10 protein-coding genes are annotated in these 12,239 nt (G+C 60.8%); 3 read left to right on the top strand and 7 right to left on the bottom strand.

What is annotated here, in order from left to right; translation table 11 throughout:
• Window positions 1-701 (top strand): Hsp70 family protein (locus DBR00_RS20920; protein WP_256582931.1); only part of this gene is annotated, 701 nt, incomplete at its 5' end.
• A gap of 154 nt (window positions 702-855) precedes the next feature.
• Here DBR00_RS20920 and DBR00_RS05540 read toward each other — a convergent pair.
• Window positions 856-3,168, bottom strand: a complete 2,313-nt coding sequence (locus DBR00_RS05540) for a YgiQ family radical SAM protein (RefSeq protein WP_108485742.1) — start codon at window positions 3,166-3,168, stop codon at window positions 856-858.
• A 190-nt stretch (window positions 3,169-3,358) separates the two neighbouring features.
• On the opposite strand from DBR00_RS05540, the gene DBR00_RS05535 reads away from it, so the two are divergent.
• Together DBR00_RS05535 and DBR00_RS05530 are read left to right on the top strand one after the other, a co-directional pair.
• Window positions 3,359-5,269, top strand: coding sequence for a diguanylate cyclase (locus tag DBR00_RS05535; protein ID WP_108485743.1), 1,911 nt, complete (start codon window positions 3,359-3,361; stop codon window positions 5,267-5,269).
• A 110-nt stretch (window positions 5,270-5,379) separates the two neighbouring features.
• Window positions 5,380-7,272 carry a diguanylate cyclase gene (locus tag DBR00_RS05530; protein WP_108485744.1) on the top strand — a complete coding sequence of 631 codons (1,893 nt, stop codon included), beginning with the start codon at window positions 5,380-5,382 and terminating at the stop codon, window positions 7,270-7,272.
• A gap of 1 nt (window position 7,273) precedes the next feature.
• On the opposite strand, the gene alr is transcribed toward DBR00_RS05530, so the two are convergent.
• The 6 genes from alr to rpsF all read right to left on the bottom strand — a co-directional run bounded on the left by alr (window position 7,274) and on the right by rpsF (window position 12,047).
• A complete protein-coding gene (alr, locus tag DBR00_RS05525; RefSeq protein ID WP_108485745.1) occupies window positions 7,274-8,353 on the bottom strand; it encodes an alanine racemase in 1,080 nt (359 codons plus the stop codon).
• A gap of 100 nt (window positions 8,354-8,453) precedes the next feature.
• Window positions 8,454-9,848: a replicative DNA helicase gene (gene dnaB / locus DBR00_RS05520; RefSeq protein ID WP_108485746.1), complete on the bottom strand. Its 1,395-nt coding sequence runs from the start codon at window positions 9,846-9,848 to the stop codon at window positions 8,454-8,456.
• 119 nt (window positions 9,849-9,967) lie between these two features.
• Window positions 9,968-10,414 (bottom strand): 50S ribosomal protein L9, encoded by a 447-nt coding sequence (gene rplI / locus DBR00_RS05515; protein WP_090376762.1) that lies wholly within the window; start codon window positions 10,412-10,414, stop codon window positions 9,968-9,970.
• A 21-nt stretch (window positions 10,415-10,435) separates the two neighbouring features.
• Window positions 10,436-11,329 (bottom strand): hypothetical protein, encoded by an 894-nt coding sequence (locus DBR00_RS05510; RefSeq protein WP_108485747.1) that lies wholly within the window; start codon window positions 11,327-11,329, stop codon window positions 10,436-10,438.
• Between the two features lie 36 nt (window positions 11,330-11,365).
• The gene (rpsR, locus tag DBR00_RS05505; protein WP_003246847.1) at window positions 11,366-11,596 is read right to left on the bottom strand and encodes a 30S ribosomal protein S18; all 231 of its coding nucleotides are present in this window, start codon (window positions 11,594-11,596) and stop codon (window positions 11,366-11,368) included.
• Window positions 11,597-11,624: 28 nt separating this feature from the next.
• Window positions 11,625-12,047: a 30S ribosomal protein S6 gene (rpsF, locus tag DBR00_RS05500; RefSeq protein ID WP_108485748.1), complete on the bottom strand. Its 423-nt coding sequence runs from the start codon at window positions 12,045-12,047 to the stop codon at window positions 11,625-11,627.
• Window positions 12,048-12,239: the final 192 nt, after the last annotated feature.

Genomic DNA, 12,239 nt, shown 5'->3' with positions numbered 1-12,239 from the left:
GTGGTACCTCAGACTTCTCGCTGGTGCGCCTGGCCCCCGAACGACGCCAGATCGCCGACCGCCACAGCGACATTCTTGCCACCGGCGGCGTGCACATCGGGGGCACCGACTTCGACAAGCAGCTCTCGCTGGCCGGCGTCATGCCGCTATTCGGCTATGGCAGCCGGATGAAGAGTGACGCACCGATGCCGACCAGCACCCACCTCAACCTAGCCACCTGGCACACCATCAACGCGGTGTACTCGGCACAGTCGCAGCGCCAGCTGCAGAGCATGCGCTACGACATCGTCGACCCGACCGGCATTGATCGCCTGTTCAAACTGATCGAACGGCGTGACGGCCACTGGCTGGCCATGCAAGTGGAAGACAGCAAAATCGCCCTCACCGAACAGGATGCCCGGCCCATCGACCTCAGCCGCCTGGAAAACGGTCTGGTCGCCGAGCTGACCCGCGCGCTGTTTGAAGGGGCCATCGAGCCGCTGCTGGAGCGCGTACGCGCCAGCGTCACCCAGCTGCTGAGCGATGCCGGCGTCCGTGTTGATCAGGTCGATACGGTGTTCTTTACCGGCGGTTCCAGCGGCATCCCGGCGCTGCGCCAGAGCGTGGCGGCCATGTTGCCCAACGCCCAGCATGTAGAAGGCAACACCTTCGGCAGCATCGGCAGCGGCTTGGCCATCGAGGCATACAAGCGCTACGGCTAAACACTGCAACAGCTCGCGGCTAAAGCCCCCTCCCACCTGGTTTGCCGTGATTGTGGAAGGGGCCGGGCGGCGTTCCGCGTTAGCCGCGACAAACCCGCAAACGCCAGAATAAAAAACGCCAGCACGAAGCTGGCGTTTTTTGTGGCCTGGAGAATCAGCGCGGTACAGGCGGTTTCTTCACCGGCTTTTTACCTTTGCCTTTGGCTGCGTCAGCACGCTCTTTGGCCACCTGCTGGTTACGCGCCTGCGCCGCCGCCTTGGCCTGTTCACGCTTGTCCCACGGGTTGCCACCCGCTGCGCCGGTATCACGCGGTGGCAAACCGGTGTGCTGGGTCAACATCGGTTTGGCCTTGCTCGCCCCGGCGACTTTCTTGCTGCCAGCGGGCGTGGAGTTCTTCCGGCGTGCGCTGTGGTACTCATCAACCTTGGGCTGCACGGCCGGAATCAGCTGATGCTTGCCATTGCCGATCAGGTCGCCACGGCCCATGCGCAGCAGCGCTTCGCGCAGCATCGGCCAGCCTTTCGGGTCGTGGTAACGCAGGAACGCCTTGTGCAGACGGCGCTGAGCCTCGCTCTTGACGATGGTCACGCCGTCACTTTTGTAACTGACCTTGCGCAGCGGGTTCTTGCCCGAGTGGTACATGGCTGTGGCGGTGGCCATCGGCGACGGATAGAAAGCCTGCACCTGGTCGGCACGGAAGCCGTTGCCCTTGAGCCACAGCGCGAGGTTCATCATATCCTCGTCGGTGGTGCCGGGGTGCGCGGCGATAAAGTACGGGATCAGGTACTGCTCTTTACCGGCCTCTTTCGAGTACTTCTCGAACATACGCTTGAACTTGTCGTAGCTGCCAATGCCCGGCTTCATCATCTGATTCAGCGGGCCTTCCTCGGTGTGCTCCGGGGCGATTTTCAGGTAGCCACCGACGTGGTGGGTGACCAGTTCCTTCACATACTCCGGTGACTCGACGGCGAGGTCGTAGCGCAGGCCCGAGGCGATCAGAATCTTCTTCACCCCCGGTAGCGCGCGGGCGCTGCGATAGAGCTGAATCAGGGCCGAATGGTCGGTGTTCAGGTTCGGGCAGATACCTGGGAACACGCACGACGGCTTGCGGCACGCGGACTCGATTTCCGGGCTTTTGCAGGCAATGCGGTACATGTTCGCAGTCGGCCCGCCGAGGTCGGAGATCACTCCGGTGAAGCCCGGCACCTTGTCGCGGATCTCTTCGATCTCGCGGATGATCGACTCTTCCGAACGGTTCTGGATGATCCGCCCTTCGTGCTCGGTGATCGAGCAGAAGGTACAGCCGCCAAAGCAGCCGCGCATGATGTTCACCGAGAAACGGATCATGTCGTAGGCCGGGATCTTCTCCTTGCCATAGGCCGGATGCGGCACGCGCGCATAGGGCATGCCGAACACATAGTCCATTTCTTCGGTGGTCATCGGGATGGGTGGCGGGTTGAACCATACGTCCACCTCGCCGTGCTTCTGCACCAGCGCGCGGGCGTTACCCGGGTTGGTTTCCAGGTGCAGCACGCGGTTGGCGTGGGCGTACAGCACCGGGTCGTTACGTACTTTCTCCATCGACGGCAGGCGGATCACCGTCTTGTCGCGGGTCATGCGCGGGCTGGCGAGAATCTGCACGACCTTCGGCTCGTTCGGGTCTTCCAGCGGCGCTTTGCTCTGCTCAATGGCGCAGGCTTCGGTGTCCTGGGTGTTCACGTACGGGTTGATGATCTTGTCGATCTTGCCCGGCCGGTCGATACGCGTGGAATCCACTTCGTACCACCCCTGCGGCGTGTCACGGCGAATAAAGGCGGTGCCGCGCACGTCGGTGATGTCTTCGATCTTCTGCCCGTAGGACAGGCGCTGCGCCACCTCAACGATGGCGCGTTCGGCGTTGCCGTACAGCAGGATATCGGCGCTGGCGTCGATCAGGATCGAGTTACGTACTTTGTCTTGCCAATAATCGTAATGGGCGATACGGCGCAGCGAGGCTTCGATGCCGCCGAGCACGATCGGCACATGCTTGTAGGCTTCCTTGCAGCGCTGGCTGTACACCAGACTGGCGCGATCCGGGCGCTTACCGGCCAGGCCACCGGGTGTGTAGGCGTCGTCGGAGCGGATTTTCTTGTCGGCGGTGTAGCGGTTGATCATCGAGTCCATGTTGCCGGCCGCGACGCCAAAGAACAGGTTCGGCTCGCCGAGTTTCATGAAGTCGTCTTTCGACTGCCAGTTGGGCTGGGCAATGATGCCCACCCGGAACCCTTGCGCTTCAAGCAGACGGCCGATGATCGCCATGCCGAACGAAGGGTGATCCACGTAGGCATCACCGGTCACAATGATGATGTCGCAGCTGTCCCAGCCAAGCTGATCCATCTCTTCCCGGCTCATCGGCAGGAAGGGCGCAGGCCCGAAACACTCGGCCCAGTACTTTGGATAATCGAATAACGGCTTGGCGGTTTGCATGGACATGGAAGTGACCGGCGTTGGCGAACAGGGATGGAAAATCGCGGGCGCGGAATATAGCACAAAATTTAACCAAACCCGACTTCAACAGTCGGATAAATTGCACATCCAGCGCTAGCAATACAGTAGTGGCTTACGGCTATACTCGGGACACAACATCGGCACCCAAGAGCCGAGAAAGGGAGTTCCTGTGGTTCCGCGCTTAGCCCTCTCATTGCTGTTGCTGCTGAGCCTGCTGCTGACCAGCAGTCTGGCGCTGTCTGCCGTGCAATTGACCGCCGACAGCAGCGGTCTGGCGCTGAATCCGGCGATCGAATTACTCGAAGACAGCAGCGCGCAATTGACCATTGCCGACATGGCCGACCCCGCGGTGCAGAGCCGCTTTCAGCCCGGCAACGGCCGGGCCAGTGTCGGCCAGAGTAAAAATCCCTGGTGGATTAAAGTCACCCTGCAACGCACGGCCGATGCCCCGCGCGACTGGTGGCTGGAGGTCAGCTCTGTCACCCAACTGGACCTGCGTGTGTACCTGCCGGATGAAAACGGTGGTTGGCACGCACGCCAGTCGGGCGAACAGGTCAGCCACCGCGAAGGTCGCGACCGCCCCTCGCGCTACATGGTCTTTAAACTGCCGCCACTGGAGCCGCAGCCACTGACCTTTTATCTACGCACCTACGACCCGGCCGGCAACTCCTTCCCCATGAAAGTCTGGCAACTGGACGACATGATCCAGCAAGCCAGCGAAGAGAACCTCGCCCTCGGCGTGGTCTACGGCATCATCACCGCGCTGCTGTTGTACAACCTGTTCATCTTCCTGAGCCTGCGCGACTCGGCCTATTTCTGGTACGTACTGACCACGGCGGCGGCGTTGGTGATGATCCTCAGCATGAGCGGTCATGGCTTCCAGTACCTATGGCCGAATCATCCGGTGCCGTTCTGGCTGGATCGCGTGACGCTGCCCTCGCTGTGGGGGCTGTGCGCGTGTCGCTTTACCCAATGCCTGATGCAAACCCGCCTTCACGTGCGCTGGGCCCATCACCTGCTGAGCTTCGCCTGTGTCTGCTATGTCATCGCCGTGCTGCTCGAAGGCCTTGGCCAGCGTCACACAGCGGCCTGGATCATTGCCCTGCTGTCACTTACCAGCATTCCGGCAGCCCTCGGTTCGGCGTTGATCCGCTGGCGCCAGGGTTATTTCCCGGCCTTTCTTTACCTGTGCGGCTACGGCCTGATTCTGGGCAGCATCAGCCTGGCGCTGATGCGCGCCACCGGGCTGGTACAACCGGCCGCCTGGAATGCTTACGTATTCCCGCTGTCGGTGGCCGCCGAGTCCATCCTGTTTTCGTTTGCGCTGGCTTACCGCATTCAGACGCTCAAACAGGAAAAAGCCGAAGCCTTGCAACAGGCCGACCGCGAAAAAACCGCGCGCCTGGCTCAGGCGCAAGCCAACGCTGCCGAACTGAAGCACTCGGTAGAGCAGCGCACAGCTGAACTCGCGGCCACCAATGAGCGCTTGCTGCAGCGCGAACGCGAACTGCAACATGCGGCCTTCCATGACCCGCTGACCGAATTGCCAAATCGCCGGTTTCTGGTCGAGCGCTGCGAGACCGCACTGGCCAAAGCCCGCCGGCATAGCGAAGCCACCGCCTTACTGCTGATCGACCTCGACCACTTCAAACCGATCAACGACAGATATGGCCACGACGCCGGCGACCTGATGCTGCAAAGCATCGCTCAGCGCCTGCGCGAACATGTGCGCGCCGGTGACGCGGTGGCGCGCCTGGGGGGCGATGAGTTTGCGGTACTGATCGGCGGAGACGATGCCGAACAGCATGCCCGCGAAATTGCCCGCCGCCTGCTTGCCGAACTGGCTAAACCAGTGATCTACGGAGCCGAACGCCTGACTGTCACCATCAGCATTGGCGTGGCGCTGTACCCCCGACATGCCAGCAATTTCACCACCCTGTACAAAGCCGCCGACGAGATGCTCTACAAGGTCAAGAGCCGCGGCCGCTCTGGCTGGGCGGTCTGTGGCGAAGGTGGCGAACTGAGCAGCGAAACGCGCCTGCAACTGGATGTGCTGAATGTTCCCAGCGGCCTGATCTGAAACAGGTCGTCAGCCATCACCCAACCAACGACTAGTCGCCATCTTCTGTGACCGTCCGTGCACGAGCGCCTATACTCGCGGCAAACGTCACCCGACACAGGAAGTTCGCCGTGCAGCGCCTACTCCTTCTTCTTTTTCTCTTCAGCAGCGCGCTCAACGCCACCCCGATCACCTTGAGCGCCCCCAGCAGCGGCAGCGTGCTCAATGATCGGATCGAACTGCTGGAAGATGTTGGCGGCCAGCTGAGCATTGCCGACATGGCCGACCCTGCCGTGCAAAGCCGTTTTCAACCGGCCGCAGGGCGTACCAGCGTTGGTCAGAGCAGCAATCCCTGGTGGATAAAACTCAGCCTGCAACGCGCCAGTGACGCACCCCAACAGTGGTGGCTGGAAGTCGGCGCGGTCACCCTGCTCGACCTGCAGATCTTCCTGCCCAACGCTGCGGGCCAATGGCAGCTGCGCCAGGCCGGAGAGCGCACCGGCTTTGCCGAAGGCCGCGACCACGATTACCGCCGCGCGGTATTCAGCCTGCCGCCGCTGAGTGAACAGCCGCAAACCATTTACCTGCGCACTTATGATCCGGCCGGCAACTCCTTCCCACTGCGCGTCTGGCAGCTGCATGACCTCGAACAGCTGGCCAAGCGCGAGCACCTGCTACTCGGCCTGATCTACGGGGTGATCCTCGCCCTACTACTGTACAACCTGTTTATCCTGCTGGCCCTGCGCGACCCGGCGTACCTCTGGTACGTGCTGACCATGGCCGCTTCGCTGGTGTTTATCGCCAGTATGAGCGGCCATGGCTTCCAGTACCTCTGGCCCAATGGTCCGGTGCCCACCTGGCTGGATCGCATCACCTTGCCCATTCTGGTCAGCCTCGGCATCCTTCGTTTTGCCCAGGCGCTGCTGTCCACACGCACCACCCTGCGCATTGCCCACACCATCCTCAACGGCTGTATCGCGATCTATCTGCTGGCCCTGGCGGTCAATCTGGCAGGTTATCGCAGTGAAACGGGCATGCTGATCGGGCTAATCCCGATTATTACCGTACCCACCCTGCTGCTCAGTGCCGTCATCCGTTGGAGACAGGGCTTTACCCCGGCACTGTTCTACCTGCTGGGCTATGGCAGCGTACTGCTGAGCTTTGTGATTCTGGTGCTGCGCGCCGCCGGCGTGGTTCAGCCAGGCGAGTCAACCGCTTACCTGTTCCCGCTTGCGGTTGCGGCCGAAGCGATCCTGTTCTCCTTCGCCCTGGCCTACCGCATCCAGATTCTCAAGCAGGAAAAAGCCGATGCCGTGCTCCAGGCCGACCGCGAAAAAACGGCACGTCTGGCCCAGGCCCAGGCCAATGCCGCTGAATTGCAGCACTCGGTCAACCTGCGTACTGCCGAGTTGGCGGCGACCAATGAACGACTGCGGCAACGCGAGCGCGAATTGCAGCATGCCGCGTTCCACGACCCACTGACCGATCTGCCGAACCGCCGCTACTTGGTCGAGCGCTGTGAAACTGCGCTGGCCAATGCACGCCGACACAGTGAAGCAATTGCCCTCCTCCTGATCGACCTCGACCATTTCAAACCGATCAATGACAAACATGGTCACGATGCCGGCGACCTGATGCTACAGAGTATTGCCCAGCGCTTGCGCGAGCACGTGCGCGCCGGCGATACCGTGGCACGCCTGGGGGGCGATGAATTTGCCGTACTGGTATGCGGTGCGGACGCAGAAGAGCACGCGCGGGACATTGCCAAGCGGCTCCTGGCGGAGCTGGCCAAACCCGTGCACTACGGCGCCGAACGCCTGACCGTGACCATCAGCATTGGCGTGGCACTCTACCCGCAACACGCGAACACCTTTACCGCGCTTTACAAGGCGGCAGATGAAATGCTCTATCGGGTCAAGGCTCGCGGCCGTTCAGGCTCGGCGGTGTGCGGTGAGGATGGCGAACTGAGTGACAGCACGCGCCTGCATCTGGACGTACTCAGCGTACCCAGCGGCTTACTCTGACTCAGCCGTGCCGGTAACGACGCGGCACCCTTGCAGTGACCTTGCTGAGCAGTTCGTAACCGATAGTGCCCGCAGCCTGCGCCACCTCATCCACCGGTAATTGCGCCCCCCACAGTTCCACGGCGTCGCCTTCAGCCGCTTGCGGCAAGTCGGTGAGGTCGACTGTCAGCATGTCCATTGACACTCGCCCCACCACCGGCACCCGCTGCCCCAGAATTACCACAGGCGTCCCGGCCGGGGCGTGACGCGGATAGCCGTCGGCATAACCGCAGCTTACGGTACCGATACGTGATGCCCGCTCGGCACGCCAGGTGTCGCCGTAGCCCACCGTTTCACCGGCGGCAATCTCACGACAGGCAATCAGCCGCGCAGTCAGGCTCATCGCCGGACGTAGACCTAGTTCCGCCGCACTCAGGTCAGCAAAAGGCGTCGCGCCATACAACATGATGCCGGGGCGCAGCCAATCCATATGCGCAGCCGGGAGGGTCAGGATCGCCGCCGAATTGGCCAATGAGCGCTGGGAGAAATCCAGATCCAGCAGATCGAGAAACTGCTCCAGCTGCAATTCGGTGGTCTCGCTGCCGCGCTCATCAGCACAGGCAAAGTGGCTGAGCAGATTCAACTCGGCCACCTGCGCAGCGCCCTGCAAACGCCCATACCAGTCACGCACGGCAGCGGCGCTGAAGCCCAGGCGATGCATGCCGCTGTCCAGCTTCAGCCACAGGTTCAGCGGCCGCGCCAGATTGGCCGCGAGCAGTTGCTGCGCCTGCCGTTCACCGTGCAGCACCACATCCAGGCCCAACTGCGCAGCGAACGCGTACTCGTCCGCCTCAAAGCAGCCTTCGAGCAACAGAATCCGCGCTTCACCATGCAACGCACGCACCTCGGCGGCCTCCTCCAGGCTGGCCACGGCAAAACCGTCGGTAACCTCGTGCAAAGCCGTCACCACCTCGCGCACGCCATGCCCATAGGCATTCGCCTTGACCACCGCAAATGCCTGCCGTACCGGCGCACAGCGTTTGGCCACCGCGTAGTTATAGGCAATCGCGGATAAATCAACAGTGGCGACAAGCGGGCGCATGGGGCAAGGTCCTTAAAGCCAAACGGGCGGCCAGTTTAACCACTGGCCGCCCGTTTTTATTGATCTGGCGCGGCAACAAAGCGTGTTGCCCGCAAGCCAGCTACTCGTCGTCGAATTGATAGCTGCCCGGCGCCAGGTTTTCAAAGCGTGAATACTTGCCGAGGAAGGCCAGCCGCGCCGTACCCAGCGGACCGTTCCGCTGCTTGCCGATGATGATTTCGGCGACGCCCTTGTACTCGGTCTCGGGGTGATACACCTCGTCACGGTAGACGAACAGGATGATGTCGGCGTCCTGCTCGATTGCCCCGGACTCACGCAGGTCGGAGTTGATCGGGCGCTTGTTCGGGCGCTGTTCCAGGCCCCGGTTGAGCTGCGACAGGGCAATCACCGGGCAGTTGAACTCCTTGGCCAGGGCCTTAAGCGAGCGCGAAATTTCGGAGATCTCGTTGACGCGACTGTCACCGCTGGAGCCGGGAATCTGCATCAGTTGCAGGTAGTCGACCATGATCAGGCCGATCTCGCCGTGTTCGCGAGCGAGGCGTCGAGAGCGCGCGCGCATTTCCGACGGCGAGATGCCGGCAGTATCGTCGATAAACAGTTTGCGGTCGTTCAGCAGATTGACGGCTGAAGTGAGCCGCGGCCAGTCATCGTCATCCAGACGACCGGCGCGCACCTTGGTCTGATCGATGCGCCCCAGCGAGGCCAGCATACGAATCACGATGGATTCCGACGGCATCTCCAGGGAGTACACCAGGATCGATTTATCGCTGCGCATCAACGCGTTTTCCACCAGGTTCATCGCGAAGGTGGTCTTACCCATGGATGGACGACCCGCCACGATAATCAAGTCAGCCGGCTGCAGGCCGCTGGTTAAATCATCCAAGTCGGAAAAGCCGGTGGACAAGCCAGTGATCGCATCACCGTTATTGAACAGTTCATCAATGCGGTCGATGGCCTTGACCAGAATGTCGTTAATGCCGACCGGGCCGCCGGTCTTCGGCCGCGCTTCGGCGATCTGGAAAATCAGCCGCTCGGCTTCATCGAGGATTTCTTCACCGGTACGACCTTCCGGGGCGTAGGCGCTGTCGGCGATCTCATTGCTGATGCCGATCAGTTTGCGCAAGGTGGCGCGCTCACGAATGATCTGCGCGTAGGCCTTGATGTTGGCCACCGACGGGGTGTTCTTGGCCAATTCCCCCAAGTAGGCCAGACCGCCCACCTGGGACAGCTGCCCTTCCTTGTCCAGCTGCTCGGACAGGGTCACCACGTCAAAGGGGTGGTTGCGCTCGGCAAGCTTGTGCACCGCACGAAAAATCAGGCGATGGTCGTGCCGATAGAAGTCACCATCGGAGACCTGATCCAGCACGCGCTCCCAGGCATTGTTGTCGAGCATCAGGCCACCGAGTACGGCTTGCTCGGCCTCGATCGAGTGCGGTGGCACCTTCAGGGCAGAGGTTTGCAGGTCGTACTGTTCGGGCAGGCTGATGTCGTTCATAGGGCTCTGGGCAAAATTCTGTGTTCACAAAACAAAAGGCACGACATCACTTGCGTAATGTCGTGCCTGATTGTTAGCGGCCCGGCACCTGAGTGCAAGCCCACTTAGTCGCGAGCTGATTAGGCTGCTACGACGACAACCTTGACGGTTGCTTCAACGTCGCTGTGCAGGTGCACGGCTACGTCGTATTCGCCGAGTTGACGAATGGTGCCGTTCGGCAGACGCACTTCAGCTTTGGCCACTTCAACGCCAGAGGCGGTCAGGGCTTCAGCGATGTCGTGAGTACCGATGGAGCCGAACAGTTTGCCTTCATCGCCCGCGGTAGCGGTGATGGTGACTTCCAGTTCAGCCAACTGAGCAGCGCGGGATTCAGCATACGCTTTCTTCTCGGCAGCCAGTTTTTCCAGCTCGGCGCGACGCGCTTCAAACGCAGCAACGTTTGCAGGAGTAGCGGCAGTGGCTTTGCCTTGCGGCAGCAGGAAGTTACGACCGTAACCGGCCTTAACATTCACTTTATCGCCCAGGTTGCCCAGGTTGGCGATTTTTTCCAGCAGGATCAGTTCCATTTGGTAATAACCTCTTAACTTTTAACCTTCACCGTTCGCGGGGCCCGAGCCATGCTTGCGCTCAAAGCGACCACGAAAATCAAACAGACTGTCGACAATGGCCAAAACCACCAGTAACGGATAAGTCAGCTGCATAAACAGCAACAGCGTGATGTACAACCCCACCAGCCAGAACTTCGCCAACCGCCCTTGCGCCACCAGCCCATGCAACAGGGCGATGCCTGCAAACGCCAGCGGTACACTGCACAGCGGTGTCAGCATGGCCATCTGCGGCCCCAGATTGGGCCCCAACAGCATACCGACCAGCAACAGCATCGCCAGCGGAGGCGGGAGGCGCAGCGCGCGAAACTCGCGGCCAAAACCACCCGGGTTATACAACTGCGCCTGCCAGAAGCGCCCAAGGATCAGGCTCAACAGGCTGACTGTCTGCAACAACGCCGCGATCAATCCGGTCAGTACCGGTGCAATCAGGCTATCCAGGCGCGCTCGCTCATCCACCGACATCTGTTGGTGAACCCCATCGAGCATTTGCGGCATCAGCTTTTGCAGCTCAAGCGCCATTGCATCAATGGGTTCGCGGAACACCGCACCCAGGACCAGCCCATACACCAGGCCCAATGCCACACTGCACAGCAGCACACGATTCCAGGACAGGTTGGCGCGTAACAACAACGCCAATCCCAGCGCACCGAGCAACACCAACAGGGTGCGCGGTTCACCGAAATACCACCAGCCAATGGCAGGCAGCAGGGCCCAGGCGAGGATGCCAGCGGCATCACTCCAACCGCGCCGCAGAAGCACCAGGCTTCCAGCGGCAGCACTCAACCAGAACAGCAGCGGCAACGCCGCAGAAACCACCACTACAAGAGTGGCCTGCATACGGCCGCGCATAATGAATTCAGCTAAGGCGCGCATGCAATTTATCCCTTACTTCTTGTCGAACATCCGGTCTCAGCGGCCGTGGCTGTCGGTGTAAGGCAGCAGGGCCAGGAAGCGGGCGCGCTTGATAGCGGTAGCCAGCTGACGCTGATAACGAGCCTTGGTACCGGTGATACGGCTTGGAACGATTTTGCCGGTTTCCGAGATGTAGGCTTTCAGGGTGTTGAGATCTTTGAAATCGATCTCTTTCACGTCTTCAGCAGTGAAACGGCAGAACTTACGACGACGGAAGAAACGTGCCATGAGAGTGGCTCCTCAATAGATCCGTGGATTACTCGTCAGCGTTATCGCTGTCGCTGTTGTCGCTGTCATCGCCATCGGCAGAGTCAGCGCTTTCAGAACGATCACGACGCTCGCGGCGCTCGCTACGATTTTCCTCAGCTTTCAGCATTTCGGACTGTTCGGTAACGGCTTCGTCGCGACGGATGACCAGATTACGGATCACGGCATCGTTGTAACGGAAGTTGTCTTCCAGCTCAGCCAGGGCTTTGCCGGTGCACTCAACGTTGAGCATCACGTAGTGAGCTTTGTGGACGTTGTTGATGGCGTAAGCCAGCTGACGACGGCCCCAATCTTCCAGGCGGTGAATTTTGCCGCCGTCTTCTTCGATCAGCTTGGTGTAACGCTCAACCATGCCGCCGACTTGCTCGCTCTGGTCCGGGTGAACCAGAAAGATGATTTCGTAATGACGCATAAATGCTCCTTACGGGTTGTAGCCTGCCGCCAAACGCGGTCAGGCAAGGAGTGAAGTTCACTTGTTTGTCTTGCCACAACAAAAAGGCGCAAGAGCACCTGCCGTTGCGGCAAGGGGCGACATTCTAGAGAAGCCCCCTGCCACACGCAAGGCAAACTGGTGATTATTTGAACAACCTGAAACCGGCGCAGC

The organism is Pseudomonas sp. HMWF032, assembly GCF_003060885.1.
Taxonomy (GTDB): domain Bacteria; phylum Pseudomonadota; class Gammaproteobacteria; order Pseudomonadales; family Pseudomonadaceae; genus Aquipseudomonas.
This window is presented reverse-complemented; position numbering and strand designations above follow the sequence as displayed.

Excerpts from the sequence above, each read along its gene's own strand:
- DBR00_RS05540 (WP_108485742.1), bottom strand. The coding sequence starts at position 3,168 with ATGCAAACCGCCAAGCCGTTATTCGATTATCCAAAGTACTGGGCCGAG.
- alr (WP_108485745.1), bottom strand. The coding sequence starts at position 8,353 with ATGCGCCCGCTTGTCGCCACTGTTGATTTATCCGCGATTGCCTATAAC.
- dnaB (WP_108485746.1), bottom strand. The coding sequence starts at position 9,848 with ATGAACGACATCAGCCTGCCCGAACAGTACGACCTGCAAACCTCTGCC.
- rplI (WP_090376762.1), bottom strand. The coding sequence starts at position 10,414 with ATGGAACTGATCCTGCTGGAAAAAATCGCCAACCTGGGCAACCTGGGC.
- DBR00_RS05510 (WP_108485747.1), bottom strand. The coding sequence starts at position 11,329 with ATGCGCGCCTTAGCTGAATTCATTATGCGCGGCCGTATGCAGGCCACT.
- rpsR (WP_003246847.1), bottom strand. The coding sequence starts at position 11,596 with ATGGCACGTTTCTTCCGTCGTCGTAAGTTCTGCCGTTTCACTGCTGAA.
- rpsF (WP_108485748.1), bottom strand. The coding sequence starts at position 12,047 with ATGCGTCATTACGAAATCATCTTTCTGGTTCACCCGGACCAGAGCGAG.